The organism is Streptosporangium sp. NPDC006930, assembly GCF_040635605.1.
Lineage (GTDB): Bacteria > Actinomycetota > Actinomycetes > Streptosporangiales > Streptosporangiaceae > Streptosporangium.
The window spans coordinates 151653-166532 of record NZ_JBEYID010000015.1 but is presented as its reverse complement, the minus strand read 5'-3'; the positions used below and the strand labels follow the sequence as shown (position 1 = coordinate 166532).

Annotated in this window: 15 protein-coding genes; 9 read left to right on the top strand and 6 right to left on the bottom strand. The window is 70.5% G+C overall.

Annotated features, from left to right (window positions below; genetic code table 11):
• Positions 1 to 88: 88 nt before the first annotated feature.
• Positions 89 to 451, bottom strand: coding sequence for a DUF5130 family protein (locus tag ABZ664_RS25450; protein ID WP_362514899.1), 363 nt, complete (start codon positions 449 to 451; stop codon positions 89 to 91).
• A 61-nt stretch (positions 452 to 512) separates the two neighbouring features.
• The gene (locus tag ABZ664_RS25445) at positions 513 to 812 is read right to left on the bottom strand and encodes a hypothetical protein (protein ID WP_362514897.1); all 300 of its coding nucleotides are present in this window, start codon (positions 810 to 812) and stop codon (positions 513 to 515) included.
• A 490-nt stretch (positions 813 to 1302) separates the two neighbouring features.
• Here ABZ664_RS25445 and ABZ664_RS25440 point away from each other — a divergent pair, with 490 nt between their 5' ends.
• From ABZ664_RS25440 to ABZ664_RS25430, 3 genes are all read left to right on the top strand, one after another.
• Positions 1303 to 1920, top strand: coding sequence for a nuclease-related domain-containing protein (locus ABZ664_RS25440; protein WP_362514895.1), 618 nt, complete (start codon positions 1303 to 1305; stop codon positions 1918 to 1920).
• A gap of 539 nt (positions 1921 to 2459) precedes the next feature.
• Complete coding sequence (ilvD, locus tag ABZ664_RS25435; RefSeq protein ID WP_362514893.1) at positions 2460 to 4298, top strand: dihydroxy-acid dehydratase; 1839 nt, start codon at positions 2460 to 2462, stop codon at positions 4296 to 4298.
• 81 nt (positions 4299 to 4379) lie between these two features.
• Positions 4380 to 4862, top strand: a complete 483-nt coding sequence (locus ABZ664_RS25430; protein ID WP_362514891.1) for a WYL domain-containing protein — start codon at positions 4380 to 4382, stop codon at positions 4860 to 4862.
• Positions 4863 to 5008: 146 nt separating this feature from the next.
• Here ABZ664_RS25430 and ABZ664_RS25425 read toward each other — a convergent pair whose 3' ends face one another.
• From ABZ664_RS25425 to ABZ664_RS25415, 3 genes are all read right to left on the bottom strand, one after another.
• Positions 5009 to 5230: a zinc ribbon domain-containing protein gene (locus tag ABZ664_RS25425; protein WP_362514889.1), complete on the bottom strand. Its 222-nt coding sequence runs from the start codon at positions 5228 to 5230 to the stop codon at positions 5009 to 5011.
• 32 nt (positions 5231 to 5262) lie between these two features.
• Complete coding sequence (locus ABZ664_RS25420; RefSeq protein ID WP_362514887.1) at positions 5263 to 6084, bottom strand: GNAT family N-acetyltransferase; 822 nt, start codon at positions 6082 to 6084, stop codon at positions 5263 to 5265.
• A gap of 120 nt (positions 6085 to 6204) precedes the next feature.
• Positions 6205 to 6714: an HNH endonuclease gene (locus ABZ664_RS25415; protein WP_329084484.1), complete on the bottom strand. Its 510-nt coding sequence runs from the start codon at positions 6712 to 6714 to the stop codon at positions 6205 to 6207.
• Positions 6715 to 7032: 318 nt separating this feature from the next.
• On the opposite strand from ABZ664_RS25415, the gene ABZ664_RS25410 reads away from it, so the two are divergent.
• The 3 genes from ABZ664_RS25410 to ABZ664_RS25400 all read left to right on the top strand — a co-directional run bounded on the left by ABZ664_RS25410 (position 7033) and on the right by ABZ664_RS25400 (position 10532).
• Entirely contained in the window at positions 7033 to 9105 is a 2073-nt protein-coding gene (locus ABZ664_RS25410) for a prolyl oligopeptidase family serine peptidase (RefSeq protein ID WP_362514883.1), read from the top strand.
• Positions 9106 to 9263: 158 nt separating this feature from the next.
• On the top strand, positions 9264 to 10070 hold the full coding sequence (locus tag ABZ664_RS25405) for a helix-turn-helix domain-containing protein (protein ID WP_362514880.1): 807 nt from the start codon (positions 9264 to 9266) through the stop codon (positions 10068 to 10070).
• A gap of 114 nt (positions 10071 to 10184) precedes the next feature.
• Complete coding sequence (locus ABZ664_RS25400) at positions 10185 to 10532, top strand: VOC family protein (protein WP_362514874.1); 348 nt, start codon at positions 10185 to 10187, stop codon at positions 10530 to 10532.
• 63 nt (positions 10533 to 10595) lie between these two features.
• On the opposite strand, the gene hypF is transcribed toward ABZ664_RS25400, so the two are convergent.
• The gene (gene hypF / locus ABZ664_RS25395) at positions 10596 to 12938 is read right to left on the bottom strand and encodes a carbamoyltransferase HypF (protein ID WP_362514870.1); all 2343 of its coding nucleotides are present in this window, start codon (positions 12936 to 12938) and stop codon (positions 10596 to 10598) included.
• A gap of 196 nt (positions 12939 to 13134) precedes the next feature.
• Between hypF and ABZ664_RS25390 the strand changes: the two genes are divergently transcribed.
• The 3 genes from ABZ664_RS25390 to ABZ664_RS25380 are packed head-to-tail and all read left to right on the top strand — an operon-like array spanning position 13135 to position 14841.
• Entirely contained in the window at positions 13135 to 13842 is a 708-nt protein-coding gene (locus ABZ664_RS25390) for a phosphoheptose isomerase (protein ID WP_362514867.1), read from the top strand.
• On the top strand, positions 13839 to 14120 hold the full coding sequence (locus tag ABZ664_RS25385) for a HypC/HybG/HupF family hydrogenase formation chaperone (RefSeq protein ID WP_362514862.1): 282 nt from the start codon (positions 13839 to 13841) through the stop codon (positions 14118 to 14120). Before ABZ664_RS25390 ends, ABZ664_RS25385 begins: the two co-directional genes overlap by 4 nt.
• Positions 14107 to 14841 (top strand): SIS domain-containing protein, encoded by a 735-nt coding sequence (locus ABZ664_RS25380; protein WP_362514858.1) that lies wholly within the window; start codon positions 14107 to 14109, stop codon positions 14839 to 14841. The genes ABZ664_RS25385 and ABZ664_RS25380 overlap by 14 nt, the downstream gene beginning before the upstream one ends.
• The last annotated feature ends 39 nt before the right edge of the window (positions 14842 to 14880 follow it).

Here is a 14880-nt window from a genome sequence, read left to right as displayed (position 1 = left end):
AGCCGATTATCCGGGAAAACCGACCTCGTTCCGCCCGGACGGACCTTCGGGAAGATCACTTCCACCCCGGCGTGACCAGCCCACGAGATCACCTGCGCCGCGACGCCTGGTCCGCGAGCAGCAGGACCCCGGTGACCAGTCCGCCCACCAGGTCGCCCAGGCCGAGCACCGCGGCCATCGACGTCGCGACCACGCGGCATTCCGCGTCGGGCAGCCGCTCCCTGGCCAGGGAGCCCGTGACGATCTCCAGGGCCCTGCCCCGCTGGTCCACGAAGACGAGCACGGCCCTGTCGGCGTCGGCTCCCAGCGCGGCGTGCAGCCGCTCGGAGAAGTGGCGGCGCGGTCCGATCGCCGGACCGAGGTAGGCGGCGAAACGCAGCCCGGTGCGCTGTTCCGCGGTGCGCAGTGCCCCGCGGACATCGTCGCCCTGTGTCGAGGTCAGGGTGAGCATCCTTCGTCACCTCGCCTTTGTCGGTTTGGCGGTGGTCCGACGACCCGCCGGACCACCGGGTTCACCAGGCCGCCGACGCCCCGCCGGTGTGCCGTCCCGGCTCGGAGGTCACCGCGAGCGAGACCCAGTCGATCTCCGGCGCCGGGCCCCTCGCCGGACGCCGCTCGGTGAGCACGAGGACCGAGTCGGTGATCCCCCGCTCGCTGCCGAACGGGCCTCCCAGCCAGACCGCGCCCGCCGAGGTGCTCCTCGCGGCCCTGTCGCGCATCCTGCCCGGCATCGTCACGAGCAGGGCGATGAGCAGGAACAGACCGCCGGAGGCTGCGATGAGAAAGCCGAAGACCTCGATCGCACTGTCCACACCTCAAAAGTAACCCGGCGCGGAATCACCCGTCGAGAGGCACCAGGTGGCGGGGCGCGCCGGCCTGGGAAACCCCCTGCGGCGGCCTCGATCCGCGACTGCCGACCGCCCGGGACGTTAAGATCGCGAGTGTGAGCCACACCCCGCGCGGCACCCGGTGATCCAGAGTGAAAAGTCCCTAAGGTACCCGGTTCATAGCAGTGCCAAGCGGGTGACGGCGGTCACAAAAGTATGAGATACGCAATACTAGGCACCCCCGAGGACGTCAGCTACCGTGAGTTACGTGGATTCCGGTCAGGTACCAGAAGACGGTAACACTACGTCACCGATTTGGGTCAGTGACCGACAGGCCGAAGATCGGCCGACGTCTCGACCCGCCGCGCCAGCGTCTACGTACGCACCTGTTGAGCGCGCCTCACTACGCAACCTGCTCGACGACCCCAAATACCGCCACCTGCGCCGCCGCGCCATCATCGCGGTCGGCGTCGGCGTGCTCGCGGGCGTCCTGCTGGCCAGCTGGCCGCTGGGCTTCACCGCCGCCGTGGTGGCCGCGATCGTCGACACGGTGCTCCGCGCCCGCTCCAACTCCTCCGTGCCCGCCTGGCGGCGTGCCTCGGTCGCGGAACGGCGCACGGAGATGCAGCTCAAACGGCTGGAGCGCGGGGGTTACCGCACCCTGCACGCTCGCGCGATCCCCGGCAGCGAGGCCCAGATCGACCACCTGGTCGTGGGCCCCACCGGCGTCTACGCGGTCGACTCCGAGAAGTGGGACAAGCGCCTGCCGGTCCGCGTCCAGTCGCACCGCAAGCTGTTCCACGGCCCGTTCAACCAGAAACCCCGCCTCGACGAGGCCCGCTGGGAGGCGTCCCAGGCCGGCGAGCTGATCGGCGCCGAGCTGGGCCACGAGGTCACGATCGTGCCATCCCTCGCGATCTACGGCCCTGCCATCCCCTGGAAGGTCCTCAACGTCCGCGAGGTGGACGTATTCGACGGCAGTCGTGTCCGTAAATGGATCACCAAGCGGGAACGCTCACTCACCGACGCCGAGATCGACAGGATCTTCGAGGCCGCCGAGCGGGTTCTGCCCGCACGCTACCCGGAGAACTGATTTCCGGTTGTCCCGCGAGCCCTTTCCGGCACGCCCGTACCTCCGCCGTCTCTCGCACGACCGCACCTCTCCCTTCGGGGACCCGACGGGAGTCCGCCCCGCCACGACGCCCCGGCCGGGCGGCTCCCGTCCTCCTCCCCTCCCGGTTCCCGCGAGTGCGGGCCGGGTCGCGCTCCAGCGCGCGTTCCCTCTCGCGTGGACGTCGTGGCAGGTGATCGAGGGCCTCTCCGCGGATGGCGTTCGCCCCGGGTTCGCCGGGCGCGGAGACCTTCGGTAGTGTCGGAGAACACCCTGGGCCCGTATCGGGCCCGCCGGCCGTCGCCTCGGTGCCCATCCCGTGCCCCGTCGTCGTCCCGGAACCCTCCCGGCGACCAGCGCGCCCGCCTCGCCACCCCGGCCCCGTACGTCGATCACGCTCGTACGGTGTTCACAGAAAATGTGGCGAGAAGCGGGATGTCTCGCGGCATGGACAGGCGTCTCACGCACCGGGCGGTAGCCGTACCATTTGTAGACACGGTTTCGATGATGGGAGAAGCCTCATGCCCGCCCTCAGGTCTCGTACGGTCACTCACGGCAGGAACATGGCCGGGGCCCGGGCCCTTCTCCGGGCGACGGGCGTAGCCGGCGAGGATTTCGGGAAACCGATCATCGCCGTGGCCAACAGCTTCACCCAGTTCGTCCCCGGGCACGTCCACCTCCGCGAGGTCGGCGACGTCGTCGCCGGCGCGATCCGCGAGGCGGGCGCGATCCCGCGCGAGTTCAACACGATCGCGGTCGACGACGGCATCGCGATGGGCCACGGCGGCATGCTCTACTCGCTGCCCAGCCGGGAGCTGATCGCGGACGCGGTCGAGTACATGGTCAACGCGCACTGCGCCGACGCGCTGATCTGCGTCTCCAACTGCGACAAGATCACTCCGGGCATGCTGCTCGCCGCCTTCAGGCTCAACATCCCCACCGTCTTCGTCTCGGGCGGGCCGATGGAGGCGGGCAAGACCCCCAACGGCAAGCTCGACCTGATCGACCCGATGATCGCCGCCGCCGACGACGCCGTCTCCGACGCCGAACTGCTGGAGATGGAGGAGAACGCCTGCCCCACCTGCGGTTCGTGCAGCGGGATGTTCACCGCCAACTCGATGAACTGCCTCGCCGAGGCCATCGGACTCGCGCTCCCCGGCAACGGCACGATCCTCGCCACCCACAAGGCGCGCAGGAAGCTGTTCGAGGACGCCGGGCGCCAGCTGGTGGAGATCACCCGCCGCTACTACGAGCAGGACGACGAGACGGTCCTGCCGCGCGCCATCGCGACCAAGAACGCGTTCGAGAACGCCATGGCGCTGGACGTCGCGATGGGCGGCTCGACCAACACGATCCTGCACATCCTCGCAGCGGCCCGCGAGGCCCAGGTCGACTTCGGCCTGAAGGAGATCAACGAGATCTCGCTGCGGGTTCCCTGCCTGTGCAAGGTCGCCCCCGCCACGGCGAAGTACCACGTCGAGGACGTCCACCGCGCGGGTGGCATCCCGGCGATCCTGGGCGAGCTCGACCGGGCCGGCCTGCTCCACCGCGACGCCTACACCGTCAACGGCGGCACCCTGGGCGACTACCTCGACGGCTGGGACCCTCAGTCACCACAGGTGCTGCCCGAGGCACTGGAGCTGTGGCACGCGGCCCCCGGCAACGCCCGCACCGTCAAGCCCTTCTCCCAGGGCGCCCGCTGGGAGGAGCTGGACCTCGACCGCTCCGAGGGCTGCGTCCGCGACGCCGAGCACGCCTACACCCGCGACGGTGGCCTCGCCGTCCTGTACGGCAACATCGCCACCGAGGGCTGCATCGTCAAGACCGCCGGGGTCGACGAGTCGATCTGGAGGTTCGAGGGTCCGGCCGTCGTCTTCGAGTCGCAGGACGACGCGGTCGAGGGCATCCTCAACAACAAGGTCAAGGCCGGCGACGTCGTGGTGATCCGCTACGAGGGCCCCAAGGGCGGACCCGGCATGCAGGAGATGCTCTACCCCACCTCGTTCCTCAAGGGCAAGGGGCTGGGCAAGGACTGCGCGCTGGTCACCGACGGTCGCTTCTCCGGCGGCACGAGCGGGCTGTCCATCGGTCACGCCTCCCCCGAGGCCGCCGAGGGCGGCACCATCGCCCTCGTCGAGGACGGCGATCTCGTCGCGATCGACATCCCCGCCCGTTCGATCGACCTGAAGGTCCCCGAGGAGGAGCTGGCCGCCCGCCGCGAGAGGCTCCTGGCCGACCTGGGCGGCTACCGGCCGCGCGACCGCCGGCGCCAGGTGAGCGCCGCCCTGCAGGCGTACGCCGCGCTCACCACCTCGGCCTCCACCGGCGCCTCACGCGACCTGTCGCAGCTGTCCCGCTGACCTGGGCTTCCTGTCGGGTAGAGATGCCTTACCCGACAGGAAGTTCGAAAAAATGTCAGTGCTCGGACGTATTATCTGGGTATGACTAACGTCATGAAGCTCACCGCCCCGCTCACGACTGCCGAGATCGCCGCACTCGCCCTGTCGATGGCGCATCTGGGGTCGGGTCCGCAGGCCAATGCCGCCCGCAGCGGCCTGCGTCACGCCTTCGAGCAGATGGAGCTCGACGACGACATCGTCGCCACCACCCTGGCGACCCTCACCGAGCCGATGCCCGCCGAGATCGCCGACCGTGCCCGGACGATCGCCAACGCCATCACCTCAAACCTCGTCATCCGTCTCCACTACCAGGACGTCTCCGGACGGGTCACCGTCCGCGACGTCGACCCGGTGACCTGCATGGTTCACCGCGAACACTGGTATCTCGTCGGGATGTGCCGCCTGCGCGGCGCGATCCGGGCGTTCAGGTTCGACCGGATCATCGCCACCGAGCCCACCTTCGTGCCGGCCCGCCCGCACCGGGCCGAGGCGTTCCTGCCCTTCCAGGGCAAGCGCGCCGCATAACCCACGGTCCGGTCGCACGCTGCCGGGCGCGGAGCGGCCGTTTCGACTCGAGCTGTCACCCGGAGGCGCGAGCCGATCCGGGTGACAGCCCTCGGCGGGAGCTTTGCCGTGGCGGCTCCGGCTCCACACCGCGCGGACCTCGGCTCCTAACCGCAGCAGCCGCCTCCGCAACACCCACCGCCGCCTCCGGAAGGGCGGGGCGCGGCGGCGGAACCCGCGGAGCCTCCGGTCACGGCGACAGTGGAGAGCAGCTTGACGGTGTCGTCATGTCCCTCGGGGCAGCGCGCCGGATCGTCGGAGCGGGCCATCGGGCGGGAGATCTCGAAGGTGGACCCGCAGGCGCGGCAGCGGAAGTCGTATCTGGGCATGGCACCAAGGTTACCCAGCTCGCCGGGCTCGCTCACGCGAAGGTGATGGAGACATGGTCGCTCACCGGCCGATAGCCGATCGTCTGATAGATCGAGTTGGACGTGAGGTTGGACAGGTCGGTGAAGAGCAACACCTCCGTGGCGCCCTCGGCCCTCACCTTCGCACTAGCCGCATGGGAGACCGCGGTGCCGTAGCCCTTCCCGCGAAACTCGGAGGGCGTGTAGACCGGGCCGACCCGGCTCATCCCGCCGATAGGCGCGGAGACCCCGGCGAACGCGACGGGCCGCCCGCCCGCCTCCCACACGACCAGCTCCCGTCTCGCGATCCTGCTCGCCACCAGCGCGGTCAGGTCGACATGGTCGATGCCTTTCGCCTCGGCCTGAAACTCCTCGCTCCACCGGACCAGGAGGCCGAGATCGGCCGCGACGGCGACCCGTGAGGCCCCTGCCGCGTGGGATTTCGGGGGGACGAGCGCGTCGAGCCGGTAGAGGCGCTCGGCGCGGCGACTCTCCTCGGGCCGCCACCAGGAGGCGGCGAACGTCTCGGCCGGCGAGAGAGGACCGCTCACACCGGAGATCGCCCTCTCGGTCTCGATCAGGCGGGCGGCGAGCTCGGGCACGGTGTCGGCGGGGATCGCGGGGAGCAGAAGGGCGTGGGGCGGCGTCTGGATCGCCGTGGCCACGACCCGGCCGTCACGCTCCAGCCGCCCCAGCAGCGGGTCGTCACCCCACAGGCCGTTGCGTATGGCACGCAGGACCGTGAGAAGGACGGTGTTGCGAACCGGATCCCGCAGCAGCCACGGCTCCGCCACGCCCGTGTACGCCTCGACATCGGAGGTGAAGATCCACGTCATGAGGTGATTGTGCCCATCGGGGATCTTCCATGCCAGCGGATAAAGTCCGGCTCACGGGCATGACAAGGACCGCCGCGCTCCACCAGGTGGCGCGGCGGCCTCGTCATCGGGTGCCGGCCCTCAGGCCGCGCTCTCCGCGAGATAGGGCGCCCACTGGGGATCGCCGACGATGTGCGCGCCGATCAACCGCCAGTGGACGCCGCGTGGCACCACCGGGGCGACGTTGAGCGTCCACCCCAGCTCCTCCAACATGCGGTCGGCCTTGCGGTGGTTGCACGTCGTGCACGAGGCGACACAGTTCTCCCACGTGTGGGGGCCGCCTCGCGAGCGCGGGATGACATGGTCGATGGTCTCGGCCCGCTGACCGCAGTAGGCGCACCGGTAGTCGTCCCGGCGCATCAGCGCGGTCCGGGTCAGCGGGATCCGCGACCGATATGGGATCCGGACATATCTCCGAAGCCTGATCACCGAGGGGACGTCGAGCGTACGGCTCGCCGAGCGGAACACGGCGCCCCGCCCGTCACGGTGCACGACATCGGCCTTCTCCCTGAGCACGAGCACGACGGCCCGGTGCAGGGAGAGGGTGGTCAGGGGTTCGTAGGTGGCGTTCAAGAGCAGGACCTGGCGCATCAGCGGGCCTCTCCCGCCGCACGACGTGTCACATGAGGGGGCACGCCACTGCGTGCCCCGGCTGGCGGCCCCTCCTGGGGCCCGGGCGCTTCCGTCACGAGGACCTCCGCCGGACGGCCCAGCGGATGCTCACCACGGCACCGTCCTTCACCAAGTTTGGCTGCTGCTACCTGGTTCTCGCCACCCATAAATGACTGGAGAGACACCTGATACGTTTTATGCCCCCATTACCAGTTCTTAACTCCTCCTGCCGCAGATCAGATACGCCGCCCGCGCAATGGCCGCGTCTCGTGGCCTTTAGGTCGTAGGGTTCCAGCCATGACGAGACAGCCGTATCCTCCAGCCAGCCGTCTTGAGCTCGTCGACGAGCTCCACGGTGTTCCTGTTCCCGACCCCTACCGGTGGCTTGAGGACCCGGACGATCCGGCGACGAAGGACTGGCTGGTGGGGCAGGAGAGACTGCTGGAGACCGAGCTGGACGCCCTTCCCGGACGTGAGGGCTTCAAGGCCCGGATCGCCGAGTTGCTCGGCTCCGGGTCGATCGGCGCACCGACGTGGCGCGGGGAGCGGCGGTTCTTCATGCGGCGCACCCCCGGGCAGGAGCACGCCGTCCTCTACACCGTGGACCCCGGTGGTGCCGAGCGGGCGCTGCTCGACCCGATGGCGCTCGACCCGACCGGGCTGACGACCCTCGACTCCTGGCAGTCCGACAAGGAGGGCCGCCTGCTCGCCTACCAGGTCTCGGTGGGCGGTGACGAGGAATCGAGCCTCTACCTGATGGACATCGCGTACGGCGACCGGATCGAGGGGCCGATCGACCGTTGCCGCTACTCCCCCGTGGCGTGGCTGCCGGGCGGTGAGGCCTTCTACTACGTGCGCAGGCTGCCCTCCACCGAGGTGCCCGAGGGCGAGGAGCAGTTCCACCGCCGGGTCTACCTGCACAGGGTCGGCACCTCCACCGAGAAGGACGTCCTGATCTTCGGTGAGGGTCTGGAGAAGACCAACTACTACGGGGTGGCGGTCTCCCGCGACGGCCGCTGGCTGCAGATCTCCGCCTCCAGGGGCACGGCGCCACGCAACGACCTGTGGGTGGCCGACCTCCAGGCGTCCTCGCCCTCCTCACCCGAGCTGGTCGTCGTCCAGGAGGGGGTCGACGCCCAGAGCGCCCTGCACTTCGGCCGTGACGGCCGCCTGTACGTCTTCACCGACCGGGAGGCCCCGCGCGCCCGCGTCTGCGTGACCGATCCGTCCGATCCCCGGTTCGAGAACTGGCGCGACCTGATCCCGCAGGATCCCGAAGCCGTGCTCAGCGACTTCGCGATCCTCGACGACCTCGACCGGCCGGTGATGCTGGTGGGCTGGACCCGTCACGCGATCAGCGAGATCTCGGTCCACGACCTGGTCAGCGGCGAGCGCGTCGGCGAGGTGCCGACCCCGGGGCTCGGCACCATCGGCGGCATCAGCGAGCGCCCCGAAGGCGGCCACGAGGCCTGGTTCGGCTACACCGACAACACCACGCCGCCGAGCATCCAGCGCTACGACGCCCGCACCGGCGAGACGACGCTCTGGGCGTCCTCCCCCGGCGCCATCGAGGTGCCCGCCATCACCACCGAGCAGGTGACCTACCTCTCGGCGGACGGCAGCGAGGTCCACATGCTGGTGATCTCCCCTCCCGGCGTCGAGGGCCCGCGCCCCACCCTCCTGTACGGCTACGGCGGCTTCGGCATCTCGATGACCCCCGGCTACTCTGCGTCCGTCCTGAGCTGGGTCGAGGCGGGGGGCACGTACGCCATCGCCCAGTTGCGCGGCGGCGGAGAGCAGGGCGAGGAGTGGCACAGGGCCGGGATGCTCGCCAACAAGCAGAACGTGTTCGACGACCTGCACGCGGCAGCCGAGCACCTCATCGACACCGGTGTGACCACGTCCTCGCAGCTGGCCATCTCCGGTGGTTCGAACGGCGGCCTGCTGGTCGGCGCGGCCCTGACCCAGCGCCCAGAGCTTTACGCCGCGGTGGTCTGCTCGGCGCCGCTGCTCGACATGATCCGCTACGAGCTGTTCGGCCTGGGCGCGACGTGGAACGTCGAGTACGGCTCCGCCGAGAAGCCCGACGAGTTCGCCTGGCTGCACTCCTACTCCCCCTATCACCGCGTTCGGGAGGGCGTGGCCTACCCGGCGACGCTGTTCACCGTCTTCCAGTCCGACACCCGGGTCCATCCGCTGCACGCCTGGAAGATGTGCGCCGCCCTGCAGCACGCGCAAACCTCGGAGCGGCCGATCCTGCTCCGCAACGAGGCGGAGGCCGGTCACGGGGCCCGCGCGGTGAGCAAGACCGTCGAGCTCGCCGCCGACCAGCTCAGCTTCCTCGCCTACCACACCGGCCTGACCCCCTGAGGGTGCGGGCCTGAGAGCCACCGGTCGAAAAGGGCGCGTCCGGGAGTCCGGGGGCGCCCTCTCCACGTCCGCGACGGCCGGACCGTCGAGGGCTGTGGCCATGGTCGCGGCACGGTCGGGGCTGCCGGACTGTCTGGGGCGGCGGCTATGGTCGGGGCGTGAACGACGCGGCGACGTCCGAGGGCCTGACCTTCACCGAGAGTGAGCCGGGAGCCTTCCTGCGGCCCTACGTCACGCACCTGTCGGCCTACACCGAGCGTTACGCCGATCCCATGCCCCGGCGGCAGCCGCCGTTCGCCGGGGTCGTCATGATCTTCGGGTTCGGCGCGCCGCTGACGCTGAACGGCCCCGAGGGCGCCCAGCGGCTGGCCTCGTTCGCCGGTGGCCTGCATGACACCTACGTCGACACCACCACGACCGGGATCGCCGAGGGGGTGCAGGTCAACCTCACACCGCTCGGGGCCAGGCGGCTGCTCGGGATGCCCCTGCGGGAGCTGGCCAACCGGGTGGTCCCGCTGGAGGAGGTGCTCGGGGGGTGGGCCGCGGAAACGGTCGAGCGGCTGGTGGAGGCCCCCGGTGGGGCCGCCAGAATCGCCCTGCTGGACGAGGCGCTCAGCGCGCGCATCGGCGACGCACCGGCGCCCGACCGCCGCGTCGGCTGGGCGTGGCAGCGGCTGGTCGCCACCCGCGGCACCGTGTCCGTGGCCTCGATCGCCGCTGAGCTGGGATGGAGCCACCGGCATCTCGTCTCCCGCTTCCACGACCAGATCGGGCTGGCGCCGAAGGCCGTGGCCAGGGTGCTGCGCTTCGAGCACGCCACCGGCCGCCTGAGGTCCGGCATGTCGCCGGCCGACACCGCCGCCGTCTGCGGCTACTACGACCAGGCCCACATGAACCGCGAGTTCAGGGCCATGGCGGGCGTCACTCCCCGTGCTCTGGCGTCTCTCCCTCGTGCCATCGGGTGATCGAAAATCTTGGGCGCGGACCTCCGTGGGGAGGAAGTCCACAGGTCAGATTTTTCCAAGCCCTGACGCTCCCACCGGTGACATCGTGGTGATCACTACAAGGGAGGAGAGAACATGCGAACGGTGTATCCACTGGTCCATTACCGCGACGCGGGCAAGGCCGTCGACTGGCTGGTCCAGGCGTTCGGTTTCGAGGTCCACGAGCTCACCACGACTCCCGACGGGAGCATCGGTCACGGGGAGCTGATCGTCGGCACCGGAATGATCATGACCGGTCCGGGCGAACCTGGAGGGCCGGGAGTCTACGTCGCCGTGGACGACCCCGACGCCCACCACGCCAGGGCCGTCGCGGCCGGGGCGGAGGTCACCATGGAGTTGGCCGACAAGGAGTACGGCTCCCGCGATTACGCCTGCAAGGATCTGGAGGGCAACATCTGGTACTTCGGCACGTACCGGCCCTGATACGGCGGTCCCGGCGCGGCGACCGCATGCCCGGTGGTCCAGGCCCGGTAGCAGCGTGCCCGCTCAGGGAAGGCCGAGGGTGTCGCGGGCCGCGGCCACGGCGGCCTGGCCGAAGCTGATGCCGCCGTCGTTCGGAGGGACGGCGCGGTGGGTCAGAACCCGCAGCCCGTGTAGCCGGAGGGCGGTCACGAGACCGTCGAGTAGCAGCCGGTTCTGGAAGACCCCGCCCGACAGGGCGACCGTGCCGAGGCCGGTGTCCTCGCACAGCCGCGCGCACACCCGTGCGGCAGCGGCGGCGAGGCCGTTGTGGAAACGGGCCGCGACCAGCGCCGGAACCGCACCGGCACGTGTGTCCTCGACGACCGCGCGGACGAGGTCCGCGGCCCGGATCGTCAGGAGCTGCCCATCGTCGACGATCCGGGCTCGATAGGCGCCCTTCTCCACGGGGTCGGCGCACTGCTCCAGGGCGATCGCGGCCTGCCCCTCGTATCCGGCGGTGTCGCGGAGCCCGAGGATCGCCGCCACCGCGTCGAACAGGCGTCCGGCGCTGGAGGTGAGGGGGGAGTTCGTCCCGGACTCGGCCACCGCGACCACCTCGTCCCAGCGCGGGCCGTGGCGAACCCTGACCGGCAGGTCCTCGGGGAGCGCGTCACCATAGGCCGCGTGCAGGTGCGCGGCCGCCATCCGCCAGGGCTGCCTGATCGCCGCGGTGCCACCGGGCATCGGCACCGGCGCCAGGCGCCCTGCACGGGTGAAGCCCGCCAGGTCTGCCACCAGGAACTCACCGCCCCAGATGGTGCCGTCGGTGCCGTAGCCGAGACCGTCGAAGGCCACCCCGATGACCGGGCCGCACTCCCGGTTGTCGGCCAGGCAGGAGGCGATGTGCGCGTGGTGGTGCTGGACACCGGTCAGGTCCACCGACCCGGGCACCTCCAGATCGAGGGCGTACTTCGTGGACAGGTACTCGGGGTGCAGGTCGTGGGCGACGAGCGCCGGGGTGATGCCGAGCAGGCGCCGGAGGTGCTCGATCCCCTCGGTGAAGGAGCACAGCGTCTCGTAGTTCTCCAGGTCGCCGAGGTGGTGGGAGACGAAGGCGTGCTCCTGCCGCGCGAGGCAGAACGTGCTTTTCAGCTCGGCGCCACAGGCGAGTACGGCCCGGCGGGCGGGCGGTGAGAGCCACAAGGGCTCCGGGGCGTACCCCCGGGACCTGCGCAGCGGCATCGCGCCCCCTCCTACGGCGAGGAGCACCGAGTCGTCGGCGCGGGCGTGGATCGGCCGGTCGTGGGTGAGGAAGGCGTCCGCGACCCCGGCGAGCCGGGCGAGCGCGTCGCCGTCGCGGTAGGCGATGGGCTCGTCGGAGAGGTTTCCGCTGGTGAGAACGTACGGTCGGGCGAGTTCCGCGGCGAGCAGGTGGTGTACCGGCGTGTACGGCAGCATGAGACCGAGGCGGCGGTCGCCCGGCGCGACCGCTTCGGCCACCGCGGCTCCTGGGCGGCGGGGCAGCAGCACGATCGGGCGCCGGGAGCCGGTGAGCAGCCGCTCGCCCTCGGCGTCCAGCTCGCACAGCGCCCGCGCGGTACGCAGGTCGGGGACCATGACCGCGAACGGCCTCTCCTCGCGGCGCTTACGGGAGCGCAGGATCCGGATGGCCTCCTCGTCGGTGGCGTCGACCGCCAGGTGATACCCGCCTAGCCCTTTGACGGCCAGGACGCCTCCCGCTCGCAGCACCCGTGTCGCCGCCACGATCGGATCGGCGCCACCGTCCAGCCTCTCACCGGGATGCCCGGTGAGAGGTCCTTGAACATGCGAGCCGCCCTCCAGGAGGCGGAGGACCGGGCCGCAGGCCGGGCAGCAGATCGGCTGGGCGTGGAAACGGCGGTCCGACGGGTCGAGGTACTCCCTCTCGCACTCCCCGCACATGGCGAACCCGGCCATCGTGGTGGCGGTCCTGTCGTAGGGGACGTCCCGGATGATGGTGAACCTCGGCCCGCAGTTGGTGCAGTTGACGAAGGGGTGGCGGTGACGCCGGTCGGCGGGGTCGAACAGTTCGGACAGACAGTCATCACATGTCGCGACATCAGATGAGACAAGGGTGAACCGGTGGTTCCCCTCTCGGCTGGCCACGACGCGAAACCCCCGGTCCCCGCGTACCGGTATCTCGGTGGCCGTCAGGCGGTGGATCGCCGCCAGCGGCGGGGCCTGGTCCCGCAGGCCCTTCCGGAAGCGCGCGAGGTCACCGGGCTCCCCCTCAGCCTCGATGAACACGCCCCGGTCGTCGTTGCCCACCCACCCGGACAGACTCAGGCGCCGGGCGAGGACGTGGACGTGGGGGCGAAATCCCACCCCCTGCACGATTCCCTCGACCCTGATCCTGACCCTGATCCGTGCTCCCCGCCCCGCGCCCATCCCGCCATCCTTCCCGTCCCCACGGGAATGCCTCCGGGGCTCGCATGATCTGGACGGGAAGGTTACGTGGATGATCAGAGCTTTGCCGTTGGTTGTCGAGCCGGGGGTGTCGGGGCTGAAACGGCCAATCGTAATGTGGCGACTACCGTGAGAAATACGGAGCGTCAACATGCCTGGCACACCGAGTACGCGAACGATGCCTCTCTCACCACCGGTGGTCATACCGGTCACCGAGTCGACGGTGATCGCCGCCTTCGCGCGACGGGATCACGCCGGGCGCGCTCTGACGGGTGAGGTCGAGCGTGTCGCGTGTGCCGCCCGCGCCATGGCCGCGAGGTTTCGTCTCGGCGGCAAGCTGATCGTGTTCGGCGACGCGAGCGCGGACGCCGCGCACATCGCGGTCGAGTTCATGCACCCGGTCGTCGTGGGCAAGAGGGCGCTCCCCGCGGTGGCGCTGAGCAGCGACGCCGCGACGGCCGACCGGATGAACGATGAGTGCCGCGAGAGCGACGGGGACCGCAGAAAAGGCGGGACCGGAGGCGGAAAGAACGGAAACCACCGGCAGAGCGGGGACAGCCGGAAAGGCGGGGGCGGCGACGAGGTCTTCGCCCACCAGGTGCGCCACTGGGCGGACCCCGCCGACACAGCCCTGGGGATCTTCCGCGACGGCCGGTGTCCGAGCGTCCTGCGAGGTCTGGAGACCGCCGGGGAGCTCGGCCTGCTGACCATCGCCCTGACCGGCGCCTTGGCCGGTCGCCTTCCGGCCGACCATGTCCTGGTCGCCGCGTCCGACGAGCCGGCCGTGGTCAAGGAAATCCACGTCACCACCTACCACCTGCTGTGGGAGCTGGTTCATGTGTTCCTCGACCGGCTCGGTCCGCCCGCGCGAGAGGCGGGCCGATGAACGGGCCAGAAGACTGCACCGACGGTGTCTGCGTCACCTGTTCCGACCAGGCACTGCCGATGAGCGTGGTCAGGCTCCTTGAGGGGGACCTGGCGATCGTCGACGCGGGCGGGGTCCTCGAAGAGGTGAGCGTGGCACTGGTCGACCCCGCGGTGGGCGATACCGTCCTCGTCCACGCCAGGGAGGCCATCGCCGTCGTCGCGCGCGGAAGCGACAAGAAGAGCGACGAGGAAAGCGACGACGACGCCAAGGAGGAGGACGGCGATGAGCGCGCTTGACGAAACGCCCGCGGAGGGCGTGCGCGATCTGTACCCCTTCCTTTACGCCCACCCCGAGCACGACGAGCACCTCGGCCAGGCCGATTTCGGAACGGCCGAGGTGGAGGCGGAGGCGACGCGGTCGGCCGTGGAGAAGACCGGCGAGATCGTACGGCTGCGCGAGCGGATGGGCGAGGAGTCGGCGGCGGAGCTGGCGGCGTGCGCCGGGGAGATGGCCGCACGGTTCGTCGCGGGCGGGCGGCTGTTCAGCTTCGGCAACGGCGGGAGCAGCACCGACGCCCAGGAGGTCGCCACCGCCTTCCTGCACCCCTGCGGCGGCCCGGCCCTGCCCGCCCTCTGCCTGACCGGTGACGTCGCCGTGGTTACCGCGCTCTCCAACGACGTCGGCTTCGAGGTGGTCTTCGCCAGGCAGCTCGCGGCGCTGGGCCGTCCGGGGGACATCGCCGTCGGGCTGTCCACGAGCGGCGGTTCGGCCAACGTCGTCCGGGCGTTCGAGGAGGCGGCCCACCGGGGCATGCTCACCGTCGGGCTGGCCGGCGGCGGGGGCGGCAGGCTGGCCGAACTGTCCGAGCGGGGCGTCCTGGCCCACCTGTTCGTCGTCCCCTCCTCCTCGGTGCACCGGATCCAGGAGGCGCAGACCACCCTCTACCACGTCCTTCGGGAACTGACCTGGCACGCGCTCGGATCGGCGCCGATACCGCGAGCGCACAGCCCGGGGTGAGCCCGGCAGCCCGGGCGCACAGCCCGGGTGAGGAGAACC

Bases quoted from the DNA above. Each gene is read 5' to 3' on its own strand.
- ABZ664_RS25385 (WP_362514862.1), top strand. From the start codon at position 13,839: ATGAACGGGCCAGAAGACTGCACCGACGGTGTCTGCGTCACCTGTTCC.
- ABZ664_RS25425 (WP_362514889.1), bottom strand. From the start codon at position 5,230: ATGCCCAGATACGACTTCCGCTGCCGCGCCTGCGGGTCCACCTTCGAG.
- ABZ664_RS25400 (WP_362514874.1), top strand. From the start codon at position 10,185: ATGCGAACGGTGTATCCACTGGTCCATTACCGCGACGCGGGCAAGGCC.
- ABZ664_RS25420 (WP_362514887.1), bottom strand. From the start codon at position 6,084: ATGACGTGGATCTTCACCTCCGATGTCGAGGCGTACACGGGCGTGGCG.
- ABZ664_RS25390 (WP_362514867.1), top strand. From the start codon at position 13,135: ATGCCTCTCTCACCACCGGTGGTCATACCGGTCACCGAGTCGACGGTG.
- ABZ664_RS25410 (WP_362514883.1), top strand. From the start codon at position 7,033: ATGACGAGACAGCCGTATCCTCCAGCCAGCCGTCTTGAGCTCGTCGAC.
- ABZ664_RS25450 (WP_362514899.1), bottom strand. From the start codon at position 451: ATGCTCACCCTGACCTCGACACAGGGCGACGATGTCCGCGGGGCACTG.
- hypF (WP_362514870.1), bottom strand. From the start codon at position 12,938: ATGGGCGCGGGGCGGGGAGCACGGATCAGGGTCAGGATCAGGGTCGAG.
- ABZ664_RS25430 (WP_362514891.1), top strand. From the start codon at position 4,380: ATGACTAACGTCATGAAGCTCACCGCCCCGCTCACGACTGCCGAGATC.
- ABZ664_RS25380 (WP_362514858.1), top strand. From the start codon at position 14,107: ATGAGCGCGCTTGACGAAACGCCCGCGGAGGGCGTGCGCGATCTGTAC.
- ABZ664_RS25415 (WP_329084484.1), bottom strand. From the start codon at position 6,714: ATGCGCCAGGTCCTGCTCTTGAACGCCACCTACGAACCCCTGACCACC.
- ilvD (WP_362514893.1), top strand. From the start codon at position 2,460: ATGCCCGCCCTCAGGTCTCGTACGGTCACTCACGGCAGGAACATGGCC.